The sequence below is a fragment of the Streptomyces sp. NBC_01408 genome (genome assembly GCF_026340255.1).
In the GTDB taxonomy this organism is placed as follows: Bacteria; Actinomycetota; Actinomycetes; order Streptomycetales; family Streptomycetaceae; genus Streptomyces.
Genome location: NZ_JAPEPJ010000001.1, coordinates 2889295 through 2915566 on the forward strand (window position 1 = coordinate 2889295; position 26272 = coordinate 2915566).

Annotated in this window: 24 protein-coding genes and 2 tRNA genes; 18 read left to right on the top strand and 8 right to left on the bottom strand. The window is 70.5% G+C overall.

The features are described from left to right. Positions 1-25 precede the first annotated feature (25 nt). Positions 26-820 carry an SDR family NAD(P)-dependent oxidoreductase gene (locus OG447_RS13140; protein ID WP_266936671.1) on the top strand — a complete coding sequence of 265 codons (795 nt, stop codon included), beginning with the start codon at positions 26-28 and terminating at the stop codon, positions 818-820. Positions 821-873: 53 nt separating this feature from the next. On the opposite strand, the gene OG447_RS13145 is transcribed toward OG447_RS13140, so the two are convergent. Further along, positions 874-2238, bottom strand: coding sequence for an amino acid permease (locus tag OG447_RS13145; protein WP_266936672.1), 1365 nt, complete (start codon positions 2236-2238; stop codon positions 874-876). A 314-nt stretch (positions 2239-2552) separates the two neighbouring features. Between OG447_RS13145 and OG447_RS13150 the strand changes: the two genes are divergently transcribed. Further along, positions 2553-3137 (top strand): biotin transporter BioY, encoded by a 585-nt coding sequence (locus OG447_RS13150; RefSeq protein WP_266936673.1) that lies wholly within the window; start codon positions 2553-2555, stop codon positions 3135-3137. A gap of 81 nt (positions 3138-3218) precedes the next feature. Here OG447_RS13150 and OG447_RS13155 read toward each other — a convergent pair whose 3' ends face one another. Next, the gene (locus tag OG447_RS13155; RefSeq protein ID WP_266936674.1) at positions 3219-4655 is read right to left on the bottom strand and encodes an amino acid permease; all 1437 of its coding nucleotides are present in this window, start codon (positions 4653-4655) and stop codon (positions 3219-3221) included. Positions 4656-4874: 219 nt separating this feature from the next. Here OG447_RS13155 and OG447_RS13160 point away from each other — a divergent pair, with 219 nt between their 5' ends. Beyond that, positions 4875-5360 carry a ribose-5-phosphate isomerase gene (locus OG447_RS13160; RefSeq protein ID WP_266936675.1) on the top strand — a complete coding sequence of 162 codons (486 nt, stop codon included), beginning with the start codon at positions 4875-4877 and terminating at the stop codon, positions 5358-5360. Positions 5361-5429: 69 nt separating this feature from the next. Beyond that, entirely contained in the window at positions 5430-6236 is an 807-nt protein-coding gene (locus OG447_RS13165; RefSeq protein ID WP_266936676.1) for an Fpg/Nei family DNA glycosylase, read from the top strand. Between the two features lie 70 nt (positions 6237-6306). Here the strand turns inward: OG447_RS13165 and OG447_RS13170 are convergent, their stop codons facing one another. Then, the gene (locus OG447_RS13170) at positions 6307-7551 is read right to left on the bottom strand and encodes a GNAT family N-acetyltransferase (protein WP_266936677.1); all 1245 of its coding nucleotides are present in this window, start codon (positions 7549-7551) and stop codon (positions 6307-6309) included. Positions 7552-7668: 117 nt separating this feature from the next. On the opposite strand from OG447_RS13170, the gene OG447_RS13175 reads away from it, so the two are divergent. Next, the gene (locus OG447_RS13175) at positions 7669-8811 is read left to right on the top strand and encodes a PP2C family protein-serine/threonine phosphatase (RefSeq protein WP_266936678.1); all 1143 of its coding nucleotides are present in this window, start codon (positions 7669-7671) and stop codon (positions 8809-8811) included. A 42-nt stretch (positions 8812-8853) separates the two neighbouring features. Here OG447_RS13175 and OG447_RS13180 read toward each other — a convergent pair whose 3' ends face one another. Further along, positions 8854-9435, bottom strand: coding sequence for a DUF4232 domain-containing protein (locus tag OG447_RS13180; RefSeq protein ID WP_266936679.1), 582 nt, complete (start codon positions 9433-9435; stop codon positions 8854-8856). Positions 9436-9532: 97 nt separating this feature from the next. On the opposite strand from OG447_RS13180, the gene OG447_RS13185 reads away from it, so the two are divergent. From OG447_RS13185 to OG447_RS13200, 4 genes are all read left to right on the top strand, one after another. Continuing rightward, positions 9533-10921 carry a pyridoxal-dependent decarboxylase gene (locus OG447_RS13185; RefSeq protein ID WP_266936680.1) on the top strand — a complete coding sequence of 463 codons (1389 nt, stop codon included), beginning with the start codon at positions 9533-9535 and terminating at the stop codon, positions 10919-10921. Further along, positions 10918-11373 (top strand): HD domain-containing protein, encoded by a 456-nt coding sequence (locus OG447_RS13190; RefSeq protein WP_266936681.1) that lies wholly within the window; start codon positions 10918-10920, stop codon positions 11371-11373. Before OG447_RS13185 ends, OG447_RS13190 begins: the two co-directional genes overlap by 4 nt. A gap of 190 nt (positions 11374-11563) precedes the next feature. Then, on the top strand, positions 11564-11758 hold the full coding sequence (locus tag OG447_RS13195) for a hypothetical protein (protein WP_266936682.1): 195 nt from the start codon (positions 11564-11566) through the stop codon (positions 11756-11758). Between the two features lie 61 nt (positions 11759-11819). After that, positions 11820-12428, top strand: a complete 609-nt coding sequence (locus tag OG447_RS13200) for a hypothetical protein (RefSeq protein ID WP_266936683.1) — start codon at positions 11820-11822, stop codon at positions 12426-12428. Positions 12429-12461: 33 nt separating this feature from the next. Here OG447_RS13200 and OG447_RS13205 read toward each other — a convergent pair whose 3' ends face one another. Both OG447_RS13205 and OG447_RS13210 read right to left on the bottom strand, forming a co-directional pair. After that, complete coding sequence (locus OG447_RS13205) at positions 12462-12653, bottom strand: DUF1059 domain-containing protein (protein WP_266936684.1); 192 nt, start codon at positions 12651-12653, stop codon at positions 12462-12464. Positions 12654-12928: 275 nt separating this feature from the next. Next, positions 12929-12999: transfer RNA gene (locus tag OG447_RS13210), tRNA-Gly, on the bottom strand. A 190-nt stretch (positions 13000-13189) separates the two neighbouring features. Here OG447_RS13210 and OG447_RS13215 point away from each other — a divergent pair. The 6 genes from OG447_RS13215 to OG447_RS13240 all read left to right on the top strand — a co-directional run bounded on the left by OG447_RS13215 (position 13190) and on the right by OG447_RS13240 (position 18358). Beyond that, positions 13190-13266, top strand: a tRNA-Pro gene (locus OG447_RS13215). 188 nt (positions 13267-13454) lie between these two features. Continuing rightward, entirely contained in the window at positions 13455-14843 is a 1389-nt protein-coding gene (tig, locus tag OG447_RS13220; protein ID WP_266936685.1) for a trigger factor, read from the top strand. A gap of 276 nt (positions 14844-15119) precedes the next feature. Further along, positions 15120-15737, top strand: a complete 618-nt coding sequence (locus tag OG447_RS13225; RefSeq protein WP_030026957.1) for an ATP-dependent Clp protease proteolytic subunit — start codon at positions 15120-15122, stop codon at positions 15735-15737. Between the two features lie 54 nt (positions 15738-15791). Continuing rightward, positions 15792-16463 (top strand): ATP-dependent Clp protease proteolytic subunit, encoded by a 672-nt coding sequence (locus OG447_RS13230; RefSeq protein WP_323181761.1) that lies wholly within the window; start codon positions 15792-15794, stop codon positions 16461-16463. Positions 16464-16616: 153 nt separating this feature from the next. Beyond that, on the top strand, positions 16617-17903 hold the full coding sequence (gene clpX / locus OG447_RS13235; protein ID WP_031145485.1) for an ATP-dependent Clp protease ATP-binding subunit ClpX: 1287 nt from the start codon (positions 16617-16619) through the stop codon (positions 17901-17903). A gap of 182 nt (positions 17904-18085) precedes the next feature. Further along, entirely contained in the window at positions 18086-18358 is a 273-nt protein-coding gene (locus OG447_RS13240) for a hypothetical protein (RefSeq protein WP_266936687.1), read from the top strand. A gap of 49 nt (positions 18359-18407) precedes the next feature. Here the strand turns inward: OG447_RS13240 and OG447_RS13245 are convergent, their stop codons facing one another. Continuing rightward, on the bottom strand, positions 18408-19340 hold the full coding sequence (locus tag OG447_RS13245; RefSeq protein ID WP_266936688.1) for a hypothetical protein: 933 nt from the start codon (positions 19338-19340) through the stop codon (positions 18408-18410). 129 nt (positions 19341-19469) lie between these two features. Here OG447_RS13245 and OG447_RS13250 point away from each other — a divergent pair, with 129 nt between their 5' ends. Both OG447_RS13250 and OG447_RS13255 read left to right on the top strand, forming a co-directional pair. Beyond that, entirely contained in the window at positions 19470-22118 is a 2649-nt protein-coding gene (locus OG447_RS13250; RefSeq protein ID WP_266936689.1) for a valine--tRNA ligase, read from the top strand. A gap of 240 nt (positions 22119-22358) precedes the next feature. Beyond that, a complete protein-coding gene (locus OG447_RS13255; protein ID WP_266936690.1) occupies positions 22359-23507 on the top strand; it encodes a sensor histidine kinase in 1149 nt (382 codons plus the stop codon). A 74-nt stretch (positions 23508-23581) separates the two neighbouring features. Here OG447_RS13255 and OG447_RS13260 read toward each other — a convergent pair whose 3' ends face one another. After that, positions 23582-24631 carry a rod shape-determining protein gene (locus OG447_RS13260; protein ID WP_266936691.1) on the bottom strand — a complete coding sequence of 350 codons (1050 nt, stop codon included), beginning with the start codon at positions 24629-24631 and terminating at the stop codon, positions 23582-23584. Between the two features lie 117 nt (positions 24632-24748). Between OG447_RS13260 and OG447_RS13265 the strand changes: the two genes are divergently transcribed. Continuing rightward, positions 24749-26272, top strand: coding sequence for a folylpolyglutamate synthase/dihydrofolate synthase family protein (locus OG447_RS13265; protein ID WP_266936692.1), 1524 nt, complete (start codon positions 24749-24751; stop codon positions 26270-26272).

The window sequence follows — 26272 nt, forward strand, 5'->3', positions numbered from 1 at the left end:
CGCTGACGCGACGACAGGGGGACCGATGGACGACCGAACGGACCACGGCATACGGGAATTGCCCGCGACGGGCCGGGGGGTGCTCGTCACCGGGGCCTCCCGCGGGATCGGGCGGGCCATCGCCACCGCCTTCGCCGAGCGGGGCGACCGGGTGGCGGTGCACTGCACGGTCCGGCAGGCGGACGCCGAGCGCACCCTCGCCGACCTGCCGGGCGAGGGGCACGTCCTCGTCAGCGGCGACCTCGCCGACCCGGCCCGCGTGGAAGCCCTCGCGGCCGAGGCCGAGGAGGCGCTCGGCGGCATCGACGTCCTCGTGAACAACGCCGCCGTGATGCTCGCGCACCCGCTGCCCACGACCTCGTACGCCGACTGGCAGGAGGCCTGGCGACAGACGGCCGCCGTCAACCTCTTCGCCCCGGCCAACCTCACCCACTGCGTCGCCCGCCACATGATCGCCGGCCGGCGCGAGGGCCGCGTCGTCAACATCGGCTCGCGCGGGGCGTTCCGCGGCGAGCCCGACCACCCCGCCTACGGCGCCACCAAGGCGGCCCTGCACGCACTCGGCCAGTCCCTCGCCGTCTCCCTGGCCCCGCACGGCATCGCCGTGGCCTCCGTGGCGCCCGGCTTCGTGGCGACCGAGCGCGTCGCCGGGCGGCTCGAAGGGGAGGAGGGCGAGCGGATCCGTGCGCAGAGCCCCTTCGGCCGGGTCGGCACCCCGCAGGAGGTCGCCGCCGCCGTGCTGCACCTGGCCTCGCCCGCCGCGCGCTGGAGCTCGGGCACCGTGCTCGACGTCAACGGAGCCTCGTACCTGCGCACCTGACGCGCCAAGGCCCCCCGCGCACCCGGCACGGGGGGCCTTGGGCCGGTGACCCGTCAGGACTTCGGGGTGCGCCGCTCCCGTACGAAGGCCACCACGAGGACGAGGGCCGCCGCACCCGTGGACCACAGCAGCTGCGGCCGGGCCGAGTCGTCGAACAGCATCAGGACCAGCACCGCCGCCATCCCGATCAGCGCCGCCCAGGTCGCGTACGGGAACAGCCACATCGGCAGCGTCAGCCGCTCCGGCATGTCCCGCTCGATGATCCGGCGCAGCTTCAACTGCGAGACCGCGATCAGGGCCCACACGAACAGCAGGACCGCGCCGACCGCGTTGAGCATGTAGAGGAAGATCGTGTCCGGCCACAGCAGGTTCAGCACCACCGACACGAAACCGAAGGCCACCGAGGCGAACACGGCCCGGCGCGGCACCCCGCCGCCCGAGACCTTCAGCAGCGACTTGGGCGCCTCGCCCCGCTCGGCCAGCGAGAACACCATGCGCGAGGACCCGTACAGGTTCGCGTTGAGCGCCGACAGCAGCGCCACGAAGATCACGATGTCCATGATCTGGCCGGCCGCCGGAATGCCGATGGAGTCGAGCACGGCCACGTACGGGCTCTGGCCCGGCTCCAGCGAGTCCCACGGCAGCAGGGTCACGATGACCACCATCGAGCCGACGTAGAAGAAGAGGATGCGCCACACCGCGCTGCGCACCGCCCGGGACACGGACCGGGCCGGGTCGTCCGACTCGGCGGCCGCGATCGTGACGACCTCCAGGCCGCCGAAGGCGAAGACCACCGCGAGCATGCCGGCGACGACCCCGCCCATGCCGGCCGGGAAGAAGCCGCCCTGGCCGGTCAGGTTGGCCATGCCCACCGGGTCCGTGTCCGGGAGCACGCCGAAGATCGCGAGGGTGCCGAGGATCAGGAACAGCACGATCGCGCCCACCTTCAGGGCGGCGAACCAGAACTCGAACTCGCCGAAGTTCTTCACCGCGGCCAGGTTGCACACGGTGAAGACCACCATGAAGAGCAGCACCCAGACCCACTGGTCGACCGAGGGCAGCCAGCCGTTCGCGATCTTCGCGGCGCCCGTCGCCTCCACGGCGAGCACCACGACCAGCAGGAACCAGTACAGCCAGCCCGCCGAGAAACCGGCCCAGCGCCCCAGCGCCTTCTCCGCGTAGACGGAGAACGAACCGGAGGCGGGCATCGCGGCGGACATCTCGCCGAGCGCCCGCATCACCAGCATCGCGAGCACGCCCGCGAGCAGGTACGAGCAGATGATCGCGGGACCGGCGATGCCGATGCCGGCGCCGGAGCCGACGAAGAGCCCGGCGCCGATCACGCCGCCGAGGCCGAGCATGGTCAGATGGCGCTGCTTGAGGCTGTGGCTCAGCGGCTCCTCGGGCAGGTCGGACATGGATGGAGCTTCTGACTGACGGTCGGGCATGAGGGGCGCTCGTACTCTCGTTCGGCCCAGTGGCGGTGGGGGCTCCGCAAAAGGATTGGCGGGACCCTACAGTCTCACCGGGCAGCGGCCTTCCGTGCAAAACGGACGTGGTGTCGGATCTTCCCCGTGACGCGGATCACGCCGCCGGGAGTGGGGGTGGGAGTCTTTGTACGGTCCCCACCAAACCGGGGAGTATGCCTTGGTGCCGGGCGGCGGTGGGGCGGCGGCGGGCCGCGACTAACGTCGGTGATCGTCCTGTCACCACGACCTCCCGGAGCCCTCCGATGAGCACCGCTTCCGTCTCCTTCCGGCCCGGCGCCGTCCTCGCCGACCTGCTGCCCGCGAGCCGCGTCCGCGACATCGCGCTCGTCGTCGGCGGAGCCGCGCTGACCGGCCTGGCCGCGCAGATCGCCGTGCCCGTCCCCGGCTCCCCGGTCCCGGTCACCGGCCAGACCTTCGCGGCGCTGCTCGTCGGCACCGCCTTCGGCGCCCGCCGCGGCTTCCTCGCGCTGGGCCTGTACGCCCTGCTCGGCTCGGCCGGCCTGCCGTGGTTCGCGAACGGCACCTCCGGTGCGGGCGGCGCCTCCTTCGGCTACGTGCTCGGCATGCTGCTGGCCGCCACCCTCGTCGGCGCCCTCGCGCAGCGCGGCGCCGACCGCTCGGTCCTGCGTACGGCGGGCGCGATGGTGCTGGGCTCCGCCGTCATCTACGCGGTGGGCGTGCCGTACCTGATGGCCGCCACCGGGATGTCCCTGAGCGCGGCCGTCGCGGCCGGCCTGGTCCCGTTCCTGATCGGCGACGCGCTCAAGGCCGCACTGGCCATGGGCGTTCTGCCGGCCGCCTGGAAGCTGGTCGGCCGCCGCGGCTGACCAGCCGCCGCCTTTTTCGTACAGCAGCCCCGGACCACCACGCTGTGGTCCGGGGCTGCTGTACGAACGGGCGGTCAGGGGTCAGCCCTGCAGCGCGGCCCGCTTCCGGCGGAAGTCCAGCACCACGCCGACGGCCACGACCAGGCCGGCCACCAGGGTGGACAGGGTGACCACCTCGCGGTTGGCGTCGTCCACGAACATGTAGCCGATCACGAACATGATCAGTGCGGCGGTGGCCCAGGTCAGCCACGGGAAGAGCCACATCTTCACGGTCAGCTTCTCCGGGGCCTCGCGGACCAGGATCCCGCGCATCCTCAGCTGGGTGAAGCAGATCGCCAGCCAGACGAAGAGCGCGATGGCGCCCGAGGAGTTCAGCAGGAAGTTGAAGACCGTGTCCTTGAAGGCGTAGTTGAAGTAGACGGCGACGAAGCCGAAGACCGTGGAGCCCAGGATGGCGGCGACCGGAACGCCCCGGGAGTTGACCTTGGCGAACGCCTTGGGGGCGTCGCCGCGCTCACCGAGCGAGAAGGCCATGCGGGAGGCGGTGTACAGGCCCGAGTTCAGGCAGGACAGCACGGCGGTCAGGACGATGACCTCCATGATCGTGCCGGAGTGCGCGATGCCGATCGAGTCCAGGGCGGCGACGTACGAGCCCTTCTCGGTGATCGACTTGTCGTTCCACGGGAGCAGGGTCAGCACGATGAAGATCGAGCCGAGGTAGAAGACACCGATCCGCCAGATGACGGAGTTGGTGGCCTGGGTGACCGCCTTGCGGGGGTTCTCCGACTCGCCGGCGGCGAGGGTGACGATCTCGCTGCCCATGAAGGAGAAGACGACCATCAGTACGCCGGTGAGGACCGCGCCGTAGCCGTTGGGGAAGAATCCGCCCGCGTCGGTCAGGTGGGCGAAGCCCGCACCCGGGTTGTCGGAGCCCGGCAGCAGGCCGAAGACGGCCAGCATGCCGATGATCACGAAGGCGCCGATGGCGACGACCTTGATGCCTGCGAACCAGAACTCGAACTCACCGTAGGAGGCGACGGAGCCGAGGTTGGTGACGGTCAGGACCGCCATCACGATCAGCGCCCAGGCCCACTGCGGGACGGCCGGGATCCAGTTCTCCAGGATGGCGGCACCGGCGGTGGCCTCCACCGCGAGGACGACGACCCAGAAGAACCAGTACAGCCAGCCGATGGAGAAGCCGGCCCAGCGGCCGAGCGCGCGGTCGGCATAAGCGGAGAACGAGCCCGAGTTCGGGCTGGCTGCGGCCATCTCGCCCAGCATCCGCATCACGAAGACCACCATCGCGCCGACGAGGGCGTAGGAGATCAGGATGGCGGGGCCGGCCTTGGCGATGCCGCCACCGGAGCCGACGAAGAGGCCGGCGCCGATGACACCACCGATGGCGATCATGGACAGGTGGCGGTTCTTGAGACCGGCCTTCAGACCGTCGGAGGGCTGACCGTCACCGGGGTTCCCGGTGGGGTTGCCTTCCTTCTGAAGGGTCGTCGTGGAGCTCATGGACGGATCCTTAGGTTCTCGGGTTGCGAGCCCCGGCATTCAAACCTGAGATGAACGCAGGACGGAAGACCTCAGTCCGGATCGTTGCGATGGGACGAACGTCCAGGACCTAGGTCCCGCCGTGTCCCATCTGCGTTCTTTGGGTTTACTTGAGCTTTAGAAGTGATTTACGCGACACCCATTGCGAGCCGCCGGGCCCCCTCGTGCCACACTCGACCCATGCGCGTGTACCTCGGATCCGACCATGCCGGTTATGAGCTCAAGAACCACCTCGTGGACTGGCTCAAGAACAACGGCCACGAGCCCGTCGACTGCGGGCCCCACATCTACGACGCCGTGGACGACTACCCGCCGTTCTGCCTGCGCGCCGCGGAGAAGACCGCCGCGGACCCCGGCAGCCTCGGCATCGTGATCGGCGGCTCCGGCAACGGCGAGCAGATCGCCGCGAACAAGGTCGAGGGAATCCGCGCCGTCCTGGCGTGGAGCGTCCAGACCGCCGAGCTGGGCCGCGAGCACAACAACGCCAACGTGATCTCCGTCGGCGGCCGCATGCACACGCAGGACGAGGTCGTCAGCTTCATCGACGCCTTCCTGAAGACCCCGTACTCCGGCGAGGAGCGCCACACCCGCCGCATCGACATGCTCACCGCCTACGAGCGGACCCGCGAGCTGCCCCCGATCCCGGCCCACCACCCGCAGGGCTGATCCCGCTTCCGGCCGTGCCGCTCCCTCCGGGGGTGGCGCGGCCGTTTTCATTCTTCTCAGGAGTGCGCAGTGCCCGAGGGGCATACGATCCACCGCCTCGCCCAGGACCACACCGAGCGGTTCGCCGCCCGCCCGGTCCGCGTCAGCAGCCCCCAGGGCCGCTTCGCCGAGAGCGCGGCCCTGCTCGACGGGCGCGAGCTGGAGAGCGCCGAGGCGCACGGCAAGCACCTCTTCCTCGAGCTGGGCGACGCCTGGATCCACATCCACCTCGGACTCTTCGGCAAGCTCGGCTTCGGCCCCGCCCCGGCGCCTCCCGCGACCGACACGGTCCGGCTGCGGCTGCTGAACGAGGAGCACTACGCCGACCTGCGCGGACCCACCGCCTGCGCGCTGATCGGCGAGGGCGAGAAGAAGGCGATACACGAACGGCTCGGCCCCGACCCGCTGCGGCCGGACGACGACCCCGACCACGCCTGGGCCCGGATCTCCCGCTCGCGCACCACGATCGCCGCCCTGCTGATGGACCAGAAGATCGTCGCGGGCGTCGGCAACGTCTACCGCGCCGAGGTCCTCTTCCGGCACGGCATCGACCCGTACCGGCTCGGCAAGGACCTCACGCGCGGCGAATGGGACGCCATGTGGGAGGACCTGGCCGGGCTGATGTGCCAGGGCGTACGGAACAACCGCATCGACACCGTCCGCGACGCGCACCTGCCCGAGGCGATGGGCCGCCCGCCGCGGGTGGACGACCACGGCGGCGAGGTGTACGTCTACAGGAGGGCGCACCTTCCCTGCCACATCTGCGGGGGCGAGATCCGCACCGCCGGTCTCGCCGCCCGCAACCTCTTCTGGTGCCCGGCCTGCCAGCGCCGCTAGGTCGTGTCGCGCTCGGCCGGGCAGCACCGCGGCCCCGCCGGGCCTGTCGGCCCGGTGGCCCGGTGCCGGGTCAGAACCCGTGCGGGAGCCAGGGGGCCACGTCCCCGGCGAAGGCCCGCGAGGCCTCCGTCAGGGCGCCCGGCCGCAGTTCGCGCACCCGGCCGGCCGCCGCCAGCGAGGTCAGGGCGGTCCCACCCAGGTAGGCCGCGCCCAGCTCCCGTACCGACAGCGCCAGCTCCGCCGGCTCCCCGGTCCGCGTGCACGAGACCTTCCCGGCGTCGGCGCCCGCCCCGGCCGTCAGCCGCCACCGCCCCGCGTTCCACGGGCAGAACGCGTCCTCGACCTCCAGGACCACGTCCACCGCGGTCCCGTACGTCCGTGCCTCCAGCGCCGCCGGCAGGTCCACCAGCCGTACGTGGAGCGCGTCGCGCGTAGTCGGCCGCGACCGCCGGACATCGCTGACCAGGTGCAGCAGCGGATCGTCCACCGGCCGCTTGCGCGCCCGCACCGTCCACGTCAGGTCGATGGAGAACAGGTAGCGCCACAGCGCGGCCGTCGCCGCCGGATCCAGTGCGTCGAGGTCCGCGACCTCGACCTTCCCGGCCGCACCGGCCGGATCCCAGTCCGGCTTGACCCGGTAGCGGGCGTACCCCGCCACCCCTCCGTCCGCCCGCTCGGCGACCACGCACTTCAGCGGGGAAGCACCCTCCCGGTCCTCGGGCGGATCCGTGACCGCCGACCGCTCCCAGCCGGGCTGCCGGGCCGGCATCCCCGGCCGCCTCGTGACCAGCTCGGCGTACACCCGCTCGCAGTCGGCGAGCGCCTGCTGCGGGTCGACGAGCCGCAGCCGCACCTCGTCCGTCCCCGGCGGCACTGCGAGCCGTACCCGCGCCGTATCGACCTCCACGGACAGGGCGTACGTCGCCGTGCCGTAGCCGAAGCGCCCGTAGATGGCCGGATCCGAGGCCGTCAGCACCGCGAGCGGCTCACCGCCCGCCCGGACGTCGTCCAGCTGGCGCCGCATCAGAGAACTGAGCACCCCCCGGCGGCGGTGCGTCGGCGCGACGCCCACCATCGTGACCCCGGCGGCCGGCACCACCGCCCCGCCCGGCACCGAGAGCCGGAAACTGAACGCCGAGGCCGAACCCACGCACTCCGTGCCGTCCCAGACGCCCAGGGAACGCTCCGGCTCCGTCAGCGACCGGTACAACTCCCGCCACGGAGGGGACTCGGACACGCCGCCGAAAGCCAGTTCGAGCTGGTCGAACCAGACATCCCACTCGTCCGACCTCAAAACGCGCATCTCAAGAGCCATGCGGCCATCCTTACGCGGGCATTCCGTCGCAGTCGAAGGGTTTTCAGGAGGCAATGTGCCCAAGGTCCAGGGGTACCCCTGCGCATCCACAGCCAGGATGGATAGGGTCCCGATGCAATGGCCGGAGCACGCGTGGAATCCCTCAAGGCCCGGATGCGCATGCTGTCGCACCGGGGTCGCACCGCCGTGCGCAAATCCGCCGTCGACTACTTCCGCGGCGACGGCTCCGACTGGCTCGCCTTCGGCGGTCTGCTGGCCACCGTCCCCGCCATCGCCTGCGGCACGCTCATGCTGCCCGTCTGGTTCTCGCCCTCCGCGCTCGTCCTGCCCATCGTCGCCGGCGGACTGCTCCTGCGCCCCGCCAGCCTCCTCGCCCTGTACGCCGCCTCCGCGGCCGCGCTGATCGTCGAGGCCCTCGTCCTCGGCCCGTACACCCTGGGCCCGGCCCGCGTCACGCCCGGCACCGTCCTGGTGGTCGCGGCCTGCGGATTCTTCGGACTGGTCATCGCCCAGTTCCGCAGCCGCGTCGGCGTCCCCTGGCGGCGCGGCGGCACCATGCTCTTCGACCTCCGCGAACGCATCCGGATCCAGAGCAAACTGCCCGCCCTGCCCCGCGGCTGGCACCGCGAGATGGCCCTGCGCCCGGCCGGCGGCCAGTCCTTCTCCGGCGACTTCGTGGTCGCGGCCCGCACCAACGGCGGCCGGACCCTGGAGATCGTCCTGACCGACGTCTCCGGCAAGGGCATGGAAGCGGGCTCCCGCGCCCTGCTGCTGTCCGGGGCCTTCGGCGGCCTGCTCGGCGCCCTGCCGCCGCACGGCTTCCTGCCCGCCGCCAACGGCTACCTGCTCCGCCAGGACTGGGACGAGGGCTTCGCCACCTCCATCCACCTCGTCCTGGACCTGGAGACCGGCGACTACGAACTCCTCTCCGCCGGCCACCTCCCCGCCCTCCAGCTCTCCGCCGGCAGCGGCCGCTGGCAGGAGAAGACCGGCGAGGGCCCGCTGCTCGGCGTCTACGACGGCGCAGAGTTCTTCCCCGCCCGCGGGAACCTCCGCCGCGGCGACGTCCTCATGCTCTTCACCGACGGCCTCGTCGAGACGGCCGAGCGCGAGATCAGCGAAGGCATCGACCGCCTCACCGGCGAAGCCGACCGCTACGTGGCCTCCGGCTGGGACGGCGCGGCCTGGCACCTGATCGAGAAGGTCGCCAAGGACGTCAACGACGACCGGGCCCTGCTCCTCATCCGCCGCTCACCCTGACCCCCGGTACGCACCCGCCCTGCGCCACTTCGGACCGCTCGTCTAGCTCGTGGACTTCCGCCACGGCCCGATCCCCAGTTGCCCGGTGTTGCCGAGGTCGACGGGCCGGGTCAGCGGGAGCAGCAGGCGCGGGGCGCCGGGCTTCGGCGTCACCTCCAGCGCCCAGCCCTCGACCGCGGGCGCCGTCGCGTCCGTGACCCGGTTGCGCCACACCAGCGTCATCGACGCGGCCTCCCCCGGCCTCAGCTCCACCCGCTCGGCCGGGGCGTCCACGGCCGGGACCTGCGAGGTGATCGGCGCGGAACCGTGCCCGACCGACACCTCCACCGGCCGCCGCTGCTTGTCGAGCAGCCGGACCTCGGGGAAGCCCTCCAGCACGTAGGCGCCGGTACCGCAGTTGACCAACTGGAAGCCCTCCACCCGCAGCCCCATCGCGGCGTCCCCGGACCCCTCCAGCAGCCGCACCCCGCCCTCGGGACACGAGGACTGCTGCGCCGTCGGTGCGGTCGGCCCCGGCGCGGACCTCGGCGCGGGCGGCGCCTCACATCCCGTCAACACCCCCGCGAGCACCCCCGCCGCCACCACGCCCCCGACAACGCCCCGCCCCCACCGCTTCACGATCATGCCGCGACCCTACGCCGCCCCCGCGGGCGAGGACCGGCCACTCCGTGCGAATTGGCCCGCCCCCACGGCTCCGCCGGACACCCCCTAACGTGCCCCCATGGACCGCACGCTCGCCGCAGATCTCGCCCGGCTTCCCGACCTCCTCGACGCCACCCGCCGCGCCGCCGCCGACGCGCTCGCCACGCTGGACGCGCGTCCCGTCGTACCGCCCGCCGGAAAGCCGTACGACCCCGAGCCCCTGCCGGAGCACGGCACCGGCACGGAGCAGGCCCTCGCCGCCTTCCAGGACCGCTGGGCACCCCGGCTGTCGGCCTCCGCGGGCCCCCGCTACCTCGGCTTCGTCACCGGCGGCGCCACCCCCGCCGCCCTCGCCGGGGACTGGCTCACCGCCGCCCACGACCAGAACTCCAACTCCGCCCTCGACGGCGCCGGCCAGGACCTCGAACGCGAGACCGTCGGCTGGCTCCGCGAGCTCTTCCACCTCTCCGCCGCCCACACCGGGACCTTCGTCAGCGGCGCCACCATGTCCAACACCACCGGACTCGCCATCGCCCGCGAATGGCTCGGCGAACGACTCGGCGTCTCCCCGGCCGAGGACGGCGCCGCCGCGCTCGGCCCCGTCCGCGTCCTGTCCGGCGCCCCGCACTCCTCCATCGGCAAGGCCCTCTCGGTCCTCGGCCTGGGCCGCCGCTCCCTCGTCCCCGTCCCCACCCTCCCCGGCCGGGAGGCCGTCGACCCCGCGGCCCTGGAACGCGCCCTCGCCGACACGCCCGGCCCCGCCGTCGTCGTCGCCAACGCGGGCACCGTCAACACCGTCGACTTCGACGACCTCCGCGCCGTCGCCGCCCTCAAGGAACGCCACGACTTCTGGCTGCACACGGACGCCGCCTTCGGCGCCTTCGCGGCCCTCTCCCCGGACCACGCCCACCTCGCCGACGGCCTCGACGCCTCCGACTCCCTCTGCGTCGACCTGCACAAATGGCTGAACGTCCCCTACGACAGCGCCGTCCAGTTCACCCGCCGCCGCGACCTCCAGGCCCGCGTCTTCCAGAACTCCGCCGCCTACCTCGGCCCCCTCGGCGAGCACCCCGACCTGGTCCACCTCACCCCGGAGAACTCCCACCGGCTGCGCGCCCTCGCCGCCTGGTTCACCCTCCGCGCGTACGGCCGCCAGGGCCACCGGGAGATCGTCGAGCGCGACATCGCCTGCGCCCGCGCACTGGGCGAGCGGCTGTCCCGGGACCCCGCCCTCACCCTGCTCGCCCCGGTCCGCCTCAACGTGGTCTGCTTCACCCTCGCCGCCGGCCCCACCCCGGCCCGCCTGACCGCCCTGCGCGAGGCCGTGGCCGCCGACGTGTTCGTCACCCCCACCGTCTACGGGGGAACCCCCGCCCTGCGCGCCGCGTTCTCCAACTGGCGTACCACGCAAGCCGACGTGGACCGGGTCGCGCAGGCCCTCGGCACCGCAGCGAAGGAGATCGCATGACGAGCAGCCCCCTGACCCTCACGGAGGTCGAGTCGATCGCGCGCGCCGCGCACGAGGGCCAGACCGACAAGGCCGGCCGGCCCTACGCGGAGCACCTCGCGGCCGTGGCCGAGGGCGTCCGGCTGCGCGGGGGCACCGCGGAGCAGCAGGCCGCGGCCTGGCTGCACGACGCCGTGGAGGACGAGGCGCTCAGCCTGCACTGGCTGGACGCGGCCGCCCTCCCGCAGCCGGTGAAGGACATGGTCCTCGCGGTCACGAAGCGCCACGGCGAACCGGTCGAGGAGTACGCGGCCCGCATCCTCGCCACCCCGGGCGCCCTGCTCGTCAAGGAGGCCGACCTCGCGCACAACGCCGACCCCGCACGACTCTCTGTACTCGACGGCCCCACGCGTGAACGGCTGTCCGCGAAGTACGCCCATGTCCGCTCCCTGCTCGGCCTCACCGCCCCATGACCCGTGACCCGTGACCCGTGACCCGCGCCCGAAATATGCCCAGTGCGCCTGCGCTTGGCGGAAACAGAATGACGGCGATGCGTCACGGAGCGGATAGCCGGGGCCCGTTGGTGGGAGGATGCTCCATGTGGGGGTGCGCGCGGCCGCACGCCCCGGGCCGACCAGGGGACGACCGAAGGTGTGATCAGTAGTGGCCATTTCGCTGTCAGTGGTGGTTCTGTTGGGGGTCATCCTGGTGGTGCTGATCCGTGGCAACCACATCAAGGCCGGTCCCGCCATCATCGCCGCCCTCTTCGGGTTCTTCCTGGCGTCCAGCTCCATCGCGGACGACGTGAACCGCTTCCTGAACTCCCTCGCGACGATGATCGCGAACATCAAACTCTAGGCCGCGCACGGTCGGACGACCCGGGCCGGACGATGTCAGTGGCCGGGGTTAGGTTCAGGACATGAGTTCATCCTTGAGCGTGTTCCTGATCGACCCGAAGGCTGCGCAGGCACTGGTCGGTTCCGGTGATGACCAGCTCCTCCAGGTCATCCGAGACAGCTTCGGCGAGGACCTGAAGCACGACGACGACTGGTTCAGCTCCGAGATCGAAGACGGCGCGCCCACCGCGTACGAGGCGCTGCGCACGGTGGTCCACGGCGGCCCCTTCGGCGAGAAGGACGACCACGCCTTCCAGTACGCCTACGCCTACAAGCGACTGGTCTCGCTGACCGGCTCCTTCCTCGACAACTCCTCCTTCTCCCCCTACCGGGGCGACTGGCTGTCCATGGTCGACGACGGCCTGCGGGCCCTGAACATCACCGCCGTGTCGGTGGAGGAGTTCAGCTACTCCCGCCTGCCGGACCCGCTGCCGTACGCGCACACACCGGGCTGCGGCACCTGGACCCCCGAGCAGTGCGCACGGGCGCTGGAACAGTTCGAGGAGACCAAGCGCCAGGGCCACGCCCCGCCGCTGGACCCCGAGGTGGTCGACGCCGTCATGGACATCGTCGCCTGGCTCCGCCACACCGAGTCCCGCCCCGGCTTCGGCATCATCGGCTTCCGCTCCTAGGAATCCGAAAGAGACACCCCCAGGCCTTGGACCTCAGGCGTGCTGCGGCACCTCGTCCTTCAGCATGGTCCGCAGCGCGGCGCGGAACTCCGGCGTGTCGACCTCGCCGTGCACGGACACGGAGTGCTCGGTGGCCGCCCGGACCACTTCCTCTTCCTCGCCCGTGATGGTCAGGGTGCACTTGGCCTCGCTGGGGTAGTCCCTGCAGTCAATGACCTTGCGCATGGTGTGCCTCCCGGATCGGTGGTGCGGCTGCCGACGTCGCCGTCCGAGCGGTGCCCGGGCGGGAGGGCGGAGGCAGGCGCGTTCGGGGTCTCCTTCCACGATCCTCCCCGCCGGCCCGGGACGCGCTCCGGGGCAGCCCGGTGAGGGGGTTGCCGACCAGTTCGTCACCGAGCTCAGGATCCCGCCCACCGACCGACGGCCGCTTGGCACAGCCCCGGGAACGCATCAGGGCCAGGTCGAGGAAACATCCTCTGACCTGGCCCTGAGCCATCAAGAGCGGGCGACGGGAATCGAACCCGCGTAGCTAGTTTGGAAGACTAGGGCTCTACCATTGAGCTACGCCCGCAACGCGCGCGCCGCAGGTCCGGGGACCTCGGCACGAACAGCATCCTAGCGGGTCGCGCCGGGGGATCGCACACCCCTTTTGCGGCCGTGGCGCGGACCTGCCGGGAACGCCTGGCCGGGAAAGGCCGGCGAACTCATGAAACCCCGCGCATCAGAGGGTCTCCGGGCATGTACCCTACGTGTCGCACCGACGGGGTGTGGCGCAGCTTGGTAGCGCGTCCGCTTTGGGAGCGGAAGGTCGTCGGTTCGAATCCGGCCACCCCGACCACCAGCAGTGTCCCCTTCGCGAATCTGTCGGGGGTTTCCACAAGATCGCGTTGTGGGCTGATTGCCGCTTGCGGTTACTATGCAAGCTGCGTGCCCGTGTGTCTGATGTACCGGGCCGAAGTCCGCTGAACCGCTGAATCGCAGCGTGACGGCAGAATCCCCAGCAGTCAGCCACAAGGAGACCGAACCGTGAAGAGCGCCGTGGAGACCCTGAACCCGACTCGGGTTCGGCTCACTGTTGAGGTGCCCTTCGAGGAGCTCAAGGACAGCCTCGACGCGGCGTACAAGAAGATCAACCAGCAGGTCACGGTGAAGGGCTTCCGCAAGGGCAAGATCCCGGCCCGCGTCATCGACCAGCGCTTCGGCCGCGGTGCGGTGCTGGAGGAGGCCGTCAACGACGCCCTCCCGAAGTTCTACACCGAGGCCGTCAACGAGGCGGACCTGAACCCGCTGGGCCAGCCCGAGGTCGACATCACGGAGCTGAAGGACGGCGAACTGCTGGCCTTCACCGCCGAGGTGGACGTCCGCCCCGAGATCGAGATCCCGGACTACTCCGGCATCGAGGTCGAGGTCGACGCGGTCGAGGTCTCCGACGAGGACGTCGAGGAGTCCGTCGAGCAGCTGCGCGGCCGCTTCGCGTCCACCAAGGACGTCGAGCGCGCCGCCCAGGACGGCGACGTCGTCACCATCGACCTCGAGGCCAAGGTCGACGGCGAGGTGCTGGAGGACGGCGTCGCTTCCGACGTGTCCTACACCATCGGCTCGGGCGAGCTGCTCGAGGGCATCGACGAGGCCGTCAAGGGCCTGGAGGCCGGTGGCGAGGCCACCTTCACCTCCCAGCTGAAGGGCGGCTCCGCCGAGGGCAAGGACGCCGAGGTCACCGTCAAGGTCACCAAGGTCTCCGCCAAGGAGCTCCCGGAGCTGGACGACGAGTTCGCGCAGATGGCGAGCGAGTTCGACACCCTCGATGAGCTCAAGGCCGACAGCCGCAAGCGCCTCGAGAACATGAAGCAGTACGACCAGGCCACGCAGGCCCAGGAGCGCGTCCTGGAGAAGCTGCTGGAGCTCGTCGAGGTCCCGATCCCCGAGAAGCTGCTCGCGGACGAGGTCCAGACCCGCAAGCACAACCTGGAGCACCACCAGCTCGGCCAGATGGGTCTGACCATCGAGAAGTACCTGGAGTTCCAGGGCAAGACGGTCGAGGAGTTCGACGCCGAGACCTCCGAGCAGGCGGTCAAGGGCATCAAGACCCAGTTCGTCCTCGACGCGCTGGTCAACAAGGAGAAGCTGGGCGTCAACCAGGAGGAGCTCACCGAGCACCTCATGCGCCGCGCCGCTTCCTCCAACATGTCCCCCGACCAGTTCGCCCAGGCGGTCGTCGAGGGTGGCCAGGTCCCGATGCTGGTCGGCGAGGTCGCCCGCGGCAAGGCCCTCGCGGTCGTCGTCGAGGCCGCGAAGGTCACCGACACCAACGGTGACGTCGTCGACCTCTCCGACGAGGACGAGGAGCAGGCCGTCGAGACGGTCGAGGCCGCCGTCGAGGGTGACACCGAGGACAAGGCCGAAGAGGCCAAGTAACACCCCGGGCGCAGCCCACTGAGCAGTGCCCCGAAGGGCCCGGACGCAGCCGCGTCCGGGCCCTTCGGCATGGCCCCCGGCGGTCCCCCGGACCTTGCGCTCCGAGCGAACAGTTCGGGAAGCGGGATGGCGTTGTCCTACCTGCGCGTTAGGGTCCATGAATACGAGGGCACGGGAGTACCCGTACGCCGGCGGACTTGTCCGTACCGGCCGGACCGCGCCCCAGAACGAGACGCTGAGACGGCACATGGCCGTCGGAGACGAGCAGGTGGATACGTGACGAATCTGAAGCCTTACGCCGCGGGTGAGCCGTCCATCGGTGGCGGCCTCGGCGACCATGTCTACAACCGGTTGCTCGGCGAGCGCATCATCTTCCTCGGCCAGCAGGTAGACGACGACATCGCGAACAAGATCACCGCGCAGCTCCTCCTCCTGGCCGCCGAGCCGGAGAAGGACATCTACCTGTACATCAACAGCCCCGGTGGCTCGGTGACGGCCGGCATGGCCGTCTACGACACCATGCAGTACATCCCCAACGACGTCGTCACCATCGGCATGGGCATGGCGGCCTCCATGGGCCAGTTCCTGCTCACCGGTGGCGCCAAGGGCAAGCGCTTCGCCCTGCCGAACACCGACATCCTGATGCACCAGGGCTCCGCCGGCATCGGCGGCACCGCGTCGGACATCAAGATCCAGGCCCAGTACCTGCTGCGCACCAAGCAGCGGATGGCCGAGATCACCGCGTTCCACTCGGGCCAGACCGTCGAGGCGATCATCCGCGACGGTGACCGCGACCGCTGGTTCACCTCCGAGGAGGCCAAGGACTACGGCCTGATCGACGAGATCATCTCGGCCGCGTCCAACGTTCCGGGCGGCGGCGGCACCGGGGCCTGATCCCGGCACCACCGTCAGTACCCAGCAGCCGACAGCCCGCAGAACGCCACCAGGATGGTGAACACCCAGATGTACATGAACAACCTCTCTCCCGCGAGCGGCCTCCACACCGGCCCCCAGGTGGACAACCGCTACGTCATCCCGCGCTTCGTCGAGCGCACCTCGCAGGGCGTGCGCGAGTACGACCCGTACGCGAAGCTCTTCGAGGAGCGCGTGATCTTCCTCGGCGTGCAGATCGACGACGCCTCCGCCAACGACGTCATGGCGCAGCTGCTGTGCCTGGAGTCGATGGACCCGGACCGCGACATCTCGATCTACATCAACAGCCCCGGCGGCTCCTTCACCGCGCTGACGGCGATCTACGACACGATGCAGTTCGTGAAGCCGGACATCCAGACGGTCTGCATGGGCCAGGCGGCCTCCGCCGCCGCGGTCCTGCTCGCCGCCGGCACCCCCGGCAAGCGCATGGCCCTGCCGAACGCCCGCGTGCTGATCCACCAGCCCTCCGGCGGCACCGGCCGTGAGCAGCTCTCCGACCTGGAGATCGCGGCCAACGAGATCCTGCGCATGCGCGACCAGCTGGAGTCCATGCTGGCCAAGCACTCGACCACCCCGCTGGAGAAGATCCGCGAGGACATCGAGCGCGACAAGATCCTCACTGCCGAGGACGCGCTCGCGTACGGCCTGATCGACCAGATCATCTCCACCCGCAAGAGCTCGGCCTGATCCTTGCCACCAATTGGCGTGGACACGTCGCCGCATTCGGCGATGTGAACCACGTCAAGGGGGCCCCGTACGGGGCCCCCGGCAAGGTACCGTCGGATATGAGGCACCAGGAGCGCTGAACCAGGCGTCTCCCAGGCGAAGGGGAAGCACCTCGTGGCACGCATCGGTGACGGCGGCGATCTGCTCAAGTGCTCGTTCTGCGGAAAGAGCCAGAAGCAGGTGAAGAAGCTCATCGCAGGACCCGGTGTGTACATCTGCGACGAGTGCATCGACCTCTGCAACGAGATCATCGAAGAGGAGCTCGCGGAGACCTCCGAGGTCCGGTGGGAGGAACTCCCCAAGCCCCGCGAGATCTACGAGTTCCTGGAGAGCTACGTCGTCGGCCAGGAGCCGGCGAAGAAGGCGCTCTCCGTCGCGGTGTACAACCACTACAAGCGGGTCCAGGCCGGCGAGAACGGCGGCGCGCAGGGCCGTGACGACGCGATCGAACTCGCGAAGTCCAACATCCTCCTGCTGGGTCCGACCGGCTCCGGCAAGACGCTCCTCGCCCAGACGCTCGCGCGCATGCTGAACGTCCCGTTCGCCATCGCCGACGCGACGGCGCTGACGGAGGCCGGGTACGTCGGCGAGGACGTCGAGAACATCCTGCTGAAGCTGATCCAGGCCGCCGACTACGACGTCAAGAAGGCCGAGACCGGGATCATCTACATCGACGAGATCGACAAGGTGGCCCGCAAGAGCGAGAACCCGTCGATCACGCGCGACGTGAGCGGCGAGGGCGTTCAGCAGGCCCTCCTCAAGATCCTCGAGGGCACCACGGCGTCGGTCCCCCCGCAGGGCGGGCGCAAGCACCCGCACCAGGAGTTCATCCAGATCGACACGACGAACGTGCTCTTCATCGTGGGCGGCGCCTTCGCCGGCCTGGAGAAGATCATCGAGTCGCGTGCGGGCGCCAAGGGCATCGGCTTCGGCGCGACGATCCGCTCCAAGCGCGAGATCGAGGCCAGCGACCAGTTCCAGGAGGTCATGCCGGAGGACCTGGTGAAGTTCGGGATGATCCCCGAGTTCATCGGCCGCCTCCCCGTCCTGACCTCCGTGCACAACCTGGACCGCGAGGCCCTGCTCCAGATCCTCGTCGAGCCGCGCAACGCGCTGGTGAAGCAGTACCAGCGGCTGTTCGAACTCGACGGTGTCGAGCTGGACTTCGAGCGGGAAGCCCTCGAGGCGATCGCCGACCAGGCGATCCTCCGCCAGACCGGCGCGCGAGGCCTGCGCGCCATCATGGAGGAGGTCCTGATGTCGGTGATGTACGAGGTCCCGTCCCGCAAGGACGTGGCCCGCGTGGTCATCACCTCGGACGTGGTCCGCTCCAACGTGAACCCGACCCTGGTCCCCCGCATCGTCCCGAAGGACCAGGGCCCGCACGAGAAGTCGGCGTAGCCGCCTGCGGCGAGCCGCAGCCGGACAGCACGCGAAAGGGGCGCCTCCCGGTGGGGGCGCCCCCTTCGCGCGTTCAGGACTTAGATGTGCGCCAATCGGCCAAGTGTTCTAGATCCCCTGGTGTGGGGGCATCTCTCTTGATCAACTTCTTCTCAGAAATTCTTCCACGGAGGGACGAGAGAATGAAGAAGCGTACGCTCGGCGTTCTGGCTGCCACTTTTGTGGCGGCTGCACTGCCCATGGTGGCAGCTTCACCGGCATCGGCTTCGTCGGCTGACTGCCAGGTCTACCTGCGCAACCTGGGCCACACGGTGGGTCCGAAGGTGGAAGCGGCGTGCAACCTCGCCGCCACCTGGGATGTCCATGGACTGAATCGCCTTACCTGTTATCTGGCCTTGATGGACCTTGGGGTGAGGACCGACTACGCCTCCACGGCGTGCTACCAACTGGCCTGAGGGTGCCGGACCGGTCGGTGCATGCGCTCGGCGCCGACCGCTGTCCTGATCAGAGCTTGACGCGGGCGGTGTTGTAGAGCTTCGCGGCGAGGTCTGCGGCCTGCTCCTGGGTGTAGCCCGGCTTGCCCGCCAGGATGGACGCCAGGTCCGAGGCGCTGACCATGCCCAGGGTGCTGTAGTCACCCCAGACACAGAAGGGGAGCGTGGCCTCCTTGGGGCCCTTGGTGCTCGTGTCCTTGGCAGTGAACTTGATGTCCTGGCACTTCATGACGGCGCCCTTGAAGTTGGCCGGCTTCATCGGCTTGGGGCTGCCCAGGAGCTGCACGTCGGACTTGCCGTCCTTGGCGACCTCCATCTGGGCCTTGGCGAAGTAGCCGTCCACCGCCTTCTCCGGGTCGGTGACCTCGCCGTAGACGCCGGAGAAGCTGATGCCCTTGGCGCTCAGCGGGTTCTTCGGGTCGCCGGCGACGTAGTTCATGCCCACCTGGGTCGGGTTCTTGACCCCTGCCGCCTCGACCTCCTTTTTGTCCTTGTCGGTGAAGGCCGGCTCGTCGTACTTCGGGTCCTTCTTGAAGTCGTCGACCGACTCCGGGGCGACCAGCTTGTAGCCCTTGGTGGCGGCCGAGACGTCGCCGTCGGCGCCGCCGCCCAGGAAGTACCAGCCGCCGCCCGCGATCAGGGCGACCGCGACCACCGAGGACAGCACGATCAGGCCCGTCTTGGACTTCCTCGGGGGCTGCTGCGGGGGCATGCCGCCGTACGGGGGCTGCTGCTGGTAGCCGTACTGCGGGGGCTGCTGGGGGTAGCCCTGCTGGGGGACGCCCGGCTGCTGGGGGTAGCCGTAGCCCGGCTGCTGCGGGGCGGGCTGCCCGTACGGTCCCGGCTGGCCGTACGGCCCCGGCTGCTGCGGCGGGGGCTGCTGCCCGTACGGTCCCGGCTGCTGCGGCTGCTGACCGTACGGCCCTGGCTGGTTGTAGCTCATCCCGCGTCCCCCAATTGAGGTTGCTTATACGTTCCACACATCCTGACGGAAGCCGGAGGCGGGCAGGGCGCCGGGTCCCCCGGATTACTGGTTTCATGACTGGACTGTTACGGCTCTAAACTGTGGCCCGTGACCGAGAACACGCAGACAACCAGTGCCCCCAACTCCGAACTGCCGACCCAGTACGCGCCGGCCGAGGTAGAGGGGAAGCTCTACGAGCGCTGGGTAGAGCGTGGGTACTTCACGGCCGACCCCGCGAGTGAGAAGCCCGCGTACACCATCGTCATTCCGCCGCCGAACGTCACCGGGTCCCTGCACCTGGGCCACGCCTTCCAGCACACGCTCATGGACGCCCTGACCCGCCGCAAGCGGATGCAGGGCTTCGAGTCGCTGTGGCTGCCCGGCATGGACCACGCCGGCATCGCCACCCAGAACAAGGTCGAGCAGCAGCTCGCCGAGGAGGGCAAGTCCCGCCACGACCTGGGCCGCGAGGAGTTCGTCGAGCGCGTCTGGCAGTGGAAGGAAGAGTACGGCGGCAAGATCCTCGGCCAGATGCGCCGCCTCGGAGACGGCGTCGACTGGTCGCGCGAGCGGTTCACCATGGACGAGGGGCTGTCCAAGGCCGTCCAGACGATCTTCAAGAAGCTCTTCGACGACGGGCTGATCTACCGCGCCGAGCGCATCATCAACTGGTGCCCCCGCTGCCTGACGGCCATCTCCGACATCGAGGTGGAGTACCAGGAGGACGCGGGCGAGCTCGTCTCCATCAAGTACGGGGAGGGCGAGGACACCCTCGTCGTCGCCACCACCCGCGCCGAGACGATGCTCGGTGACACGGCCATCGCCGTCCACCCGGACGACGAGCGCTACAAGCACCTGGTCGGCAAGCTCATCAAGTTGCCGCTCACCGACCGTTCCATCCCGGTCGTCGCGGACACGCACGTCGACCCCGAGTTCGGCACCGGCTGCGTCAAGGTGACCCCGGCGCACGACCCGAACGACTTCGCCATCGGGCAGCGCCACGGCCTGCCCAATATGACGATCATGGACGAGCACGGTGTCATCACCGTCCACGGCCCCTTCCTCGGCCTGGACCGCTACGAGGCGCGTTCCGCGGTCGTCGGCGCCCTGCGCCAGCAGGGCCGCATCGTCGCCGAGAAGCGCCCGTACATGCACTCCGTCGGGCACTGCTCGCGCTGCTCCACCACCGTCGAGCCCCGCCTGTCCCTCCAGTGGTGGGTCAAGGTCGAGACCCTCGCCAAGGCCGCCGGTGACGCGGTCCGCGACGGCCGGGTCGCGATCCACCCGCAGGAGATGGAGAAGCGCTACTTCGACTGGGTCGACAACCTCAACGACTGGTGCATCTCGCGCCAGCTGTGGTGGGGCCACCGCATCCCGGTCTGGTACGGCCCGGACGGCGAGGTCGTCTGCGTCGGCCCGGACGACGAGGCGCCGACGGGGGAGGGCTGGGTCCAGGACACGGACGTCCTCGACACCTGGTTCTCGTCCGGCCTGTGGCCGTTCTCCACCCTCGGCTGGCCGGAGAAGACCCCGGACCTGGCGAAGTTCTACTCCACCGACGTCCTGGTCACCGGCCACGACATCATCTTCTTCTGGGTCGCCCGGATGATGATGTTCGGCCTGTACGCCATGGACGGCGAGCCCCCCTTCAAGACGATCGCGCTGACCGGCCTGGTCCGCGACGAGCGCGGCAAGAAGATGTCGAAGTCCTTCGGCAACGTCGTCGACCCGCTGGACTGGATGGACAAGTACGGCTCCGACGCCGTCCGCTTCACCCTGGCCAAGGGCGCCAACCCCGGCACCGACGTCCCGATCGGCGAGGACTGGGTCCAGGCCTCCAGCAAGTTCGCCAACAAGATCTGGAACGCCACGCGCTTCGCGCTGATGAACGGCGCCACGATCGAGGGCGACCTGCCGCCGGCCGAGCAGATGTCGGCGACCGACCGCTGGATCCTGTCCCGGCTGAACAAGACCGTCGCGCAGGTGGACGCGTACTACGACGACTTCCAGTTCGCCAAGCTCAGCGAGGCGCTCTACCACTTCGCGTGGGACGAGGTCTTCGACTGGTACGTCGAGCTCTCGAAGACGACCTTCTTCGCGGGCGGCGAGCAGGCCAAGGTCTCCGGCCGGGTGCTGGGCGAGGTCATCGACGTCATGCTGCGGCTGCTGCACCCGGTGGTCCCGTTCGTCACCGAGACCCTGTGGACCACGCTGACCGGGCGCGAGTCCCTCGTGATCGCCGAATGGCCCAAGGCTGTGTCCGTTCCTGGGGCTGACGCCCCGGGCGGGTTCCGCGACGAGGCCGCCGAGGCCGAGGTCGGGAGCGTCCAGGCGGTCGTCACCGAGGTCCGCCGGTTCCGCAAGGAGCAGGGTCTCCAGGACGGCCAGAAGGTCCCGGCCCGCCTGGACCTGGCCGGTACGCCGCTGGCCGCGCACGAGGCCGCCATCCGGCAGCTGCTGCGCCTCCAGCCGGAGGGCGAGGGCTTCAGCGCCACCGCCACCCTGCCGGTGGCCGGCGCCACGGTCGCGCTCGACCTGTCGGGCACCATCGACGTGGCCGCCGAGCGCAAGCGCCTCTCCAAGGATCTCGTGGCCGCGGAGAAGGAGAAGCAGCAGGCCGAGGCGAAGCTCGGGAACGAGGCGTTCATCGCCAAGGCCCCCGACAACGTCGTGGACAAGATCAAGGGCCGTCTTGCCAAGGCCGAGGCGGACATCGCCCGGATCCAGGCCCAGCTGGATGCGCTGCCGGCCGCGTAGCGAGCCCGTGGCGAACAGGTAAGGCGCCACGTAAGGCACCACGTAAGGCGAAGGCCCCCGCACCGTCGGTCGATGCGGGGGCCTTCGCCGTATGTCTTCCCCGCGCGGGGGCCGGCGTCACGGCAGGCGGTCGCCGGACTCCGTCCGGACCAGCGCGGCTGGCAACGGAGTGCCTCATATCACTCTTTGTCCGGTGTTGACTGATCCGATCGCGGGCACCGACCACGGATGATGGGGAGCATGCTCGTCAAGCCCCTCGCCTCGGCGCTCCACTGGGCCACGGCCTCCGGCCGCCGGCTCAGCGAGGGCTGGGCCGGCTCACCACGGGCGCTCGACGTGCTCACGGCTCTCGGCTGCCTCGGTCTCATGGCCCTCGACCTGCCCGGGCTGGCCGCCGCGGACAACTCGCTCAACGGCCCCGCCGCCGCGGTCGTGCTCGCCCTCGGGTGCAGCACCCTGCTGGTGCGGCGGCGCATGCCGTGGATCTCGTACCTCGCCGCGCTGCTCTTCCTCGGCTGGCTGCACGAGCTCACGCTGGTCCAGTTCGCGCTGTACTCCGTCGGCCGCTACCGCGGGCGCCGGGCCGGGATCCTGGCCACCGTCGGCTACGTCGCCTTCGCGCTGGTCCTGTTCTGCGTACCGGGCTGGTCCGAGTCCCGCGTCGAGACGCTCAGCGGGTTCCTCAGCGTCATCGTGCCCATCGGGGTGCTCGCCGCGGCCGTCGGCATCGCCGCGTACCGGCACGACCTGGTGGGCGAGCTCAACGCCCGGCGGGCGGAGTCCGCCGTGCTGCAAGCCGTCCAGCAGGAACGCACCTCGGTCGCCCGCGATGTCCACGACTTCGTCGGGCGGGAGCTGACCCTGCTGACGGTGCGCTCCGAGGTGCTGTCGATGCGTACGCGCGAGACGGCGTACGCGAAGGACTTCGAGGAGCTGGCCGACACCGCGCGGCGGGCACATCTGGTGCTCAACGAGATCATCGTGCAGCGCGGGGAGCGGGACTCCACCCCCGGGGTGGACGGGCTGCCGGCGCTCGCGGAGGAGAGCGGCCGGGCCGGTTCGCCGGTGCGGCTCGCCCTGGACGCGGACGCGCACGGGCTGTCGCCGCTGCGGCAGGCGGCCGTCTACCGGGTGGTTCAGGAGTGCCTGACCAACGCGGCCAAGCACGCGTCCGGGGAGACCGTCGAGGTGTCGATCGCGGCGGACGGGCCGCGGCTGCGGATCACCGTCAGCAACGCCCTGCCCGCCCGGACCCCGGGCCGCGCCCCCGTCTCGTCGGGCAGTGGCACGGCCAGCATGTCGGAGCGCGTCCGCAGCCTGGGCGGAACCCTGACGGCGCGGCGCACGGAGGACTCGTACGAGGTCGTCGCGACGCTGCCGCTTCGTTAGGGCTCCTTCGCCTCCGGGGCGCCTGTTGCCGGCTCGGCGCGCCCCTTCGGCTCACTCGCCCCGCAGGGCGTGGCTCAGGCCTTCGCGGGGGTCAGGAGGCTGTTCAGGGTGTCGAGGTCCTCGACGCACTGGCCGGAGCCCAGGGCCACGCACTCCAGCGGGTTGTCCGCGACGAACACCGGGATGCCGGTCGCCGAGGCCATCCGCAGGTCCAGGCCGGGGAGCAGCGCGCCGCCGCCGGTCAGCATGATGCCGTGCTCCATGACGTCGCCGGACAGCTCCGGCGGGCACTCCTCCAGGGTGGCGCGGACCGCGGCGATGACCGCCTCGACCGGCTCGTCCAGCGCGGCGCGCACGTCCTGGGCGCTCAGGGCCAGCGTTTTCGGCATGCCACCGACCTTCTCGCGGCCGCGCACGGTGTGCGTACGGGTCTCCAGTTCCGGCCGGTCCGGTACCGGCCAGGCGGAGCCGATGGCGACCTTGACGTCCTCCGCGGTGCGCTCTCCGATCAGCAGCGCGTGTTCCTTGCGTACGTAGTCCGTGATCGCAGCGTCCAGCCGGTCCCCGCCGACCCGCAGCGAGCGGGAGGTGACGATGCCGCCCAGCGAGATGACGGCCACCTCGGAGGTGCCGCCGCCGATGTCCACGACCATCGAGCCGCGCGGCTCGGCGACCGGCAGTCCGGCGCCGATCGCGGCCGCCATCGGCTCCTCGATCAGGTGCACGGACTTGGCCCCGGCCCGGGTGGAGGCGTGGACGATGGCCCGCCGTTCGACCGGGGTGACGCCCGACGGCACGCAGATCACCATCCGGGTGCGGGGCCGGCGGCCGGGGACCGCCTTGCGCACGAAGTGCCGGATCATCTCCTCGGCGGCCTCGTAGTCGCAGATCACGCCGTCCTTCAGGGGGCGGATGGCGGTGATGGAGCCGGGGGTGCGGCCGATGGTCTCCTTGGCCTCGGCGCCGACGGCCAGCGCGGTGGTCGTGCCCGCTTTGACGGCGACCACGGACGGCTCATTGAGGACGATTCCGTGGCCACGTGCGTAGACGAGGGTGTTGGCGGTTCCCAGGTCTATCCCTATGTCGCGGCTGGAAGCTGTCTTGTTGGTGCTGGCCTGCGGCATTTGGTCCCCTATCTCCTGCCCGCAAGGTTTGCATAACGATCTGGTCGCCTCCGCCGTCGAAGGTCCCGAAACGGCCGGGCCGAAAGTCCTGCGGGTCCCCGTCCGTAGACTGGTCCCGTGAGTGAGCAGCAGCCCGAGAGCCACGATGGCGACTTCGCCGCATCCGACGAGTTCGACCAGATCGTGGCGGAAGAGTCCGACCGCGACCCCGACCTGGCGGTGATCGAGGCCGGCAGCCGCACCCTGCGCGCCCAGGCCGGACCGCCCCAGGGCGACCCGGTACCCGCCCGGCCCCTCGATCCGGAGGTGGCGAAGGCGCTGCTGGAGGTGGAGCAGGAGCTCGCCACCCGCTGGGGCGAGACCAAGCTGGAGCCGTCGGTGACGCGCATCGCGGCGCTGATGGACGTGCTGGGCGAGCCGCAGCGCGCGTACCCGTCCATCCACGTCACGGGCACCAACGGCAAGACCAGTACGGCCCGCATGATCGAGGCCCTGCTGAACGGCTTCGAGCTGCGCACCGGCCGCTACACCAGCCCGCACGTGCAGTCGGTCACCGAGCGGATCAGCCTGGACGGGGCGCCGATCAGCGCCGAGCGGTTCGTGGAGACGTACCACGACGTCAAGCCGTACGTGGAGATGGTCGACGCCGCCGAGGAGTACCGGCTGTCGTTCTTCGAGGTCCTCACCGGGATGGCCTACGCGGCCTTCGCGGACGCCCCGGTGGACGCGGCCGTGGTCGAGGTCGGCATGGGCGGCACCTGGGACGCGACCAACGTCATCGACGGCGCGGTCGCGGTGGTGACCCCGATCAGCCTGGACCACACCGACCGGCTCGGCACCACGCCCGGCGAGATCGCCCAGGAGAAGGGCGGCATCATCAAGCAGGGCGCCACCGTGATCCTGGCGCAGCAGCCGGTGGACGCGGCGCAGGTCCTGCTGAAGAAGGCCGTCGAGGTCGATGCGACGGTGGCCCGCGAGGGCATGGAGTTCGGCGTGGTCTCCCGCGAGGTCGCGGTCGGCGGGCAGCAGCTGACGCTGCGCGGCATGGGCGGGGAGTACGACGGCATCTTCCTGCCGCTGTACGGCGCGCACATGGCGAACAACGCGGCGGTGGCGCTGGCCGCCGTCGAGGCGTTCTTCGGCATCGGGCAGGAAGGCGCGCGGGTCCTGGACGCGGACACCGTGCGGAAGGCCTTCGCCTCGGTGGCTTCGCCGGGCCGCATGGAGGTCGTGCGGCGCAGTCCGACGGTGGTCCTGGACGCGGCGCACAACCCGGCGGGCGCGGCGGCCGCCGCTGCGGCGGTCACCGAGTCCTTCGGCTTCAGCCGGCTGATCGGGGTCGTGGCCGCGAGCGAGGGCAAGGACGTCCGCGGCGTGCTGGAGGCGTTCGAGCCGATCTTTGCGGAGGTCGTGGTGACGGAGAACTCCAGCCACCGGGCGATGACCGCGGACGAGCTGGCGGCCGTCGCGGTGGAGGTCTTCGGCCCGGACCGGGTGCAGGTGGAGCCGCGGCTGGACGACGCCCTGGAGGCGGCGATCACGCTGGCGGAGGAAGAGGCGGAATACGGAGGGGCCGGGGTCCTGGTGACCGGTTCCGTGATCACGGTGGGCGAGGCCCGCCTGCTGCTGAAGAGGGGCTGA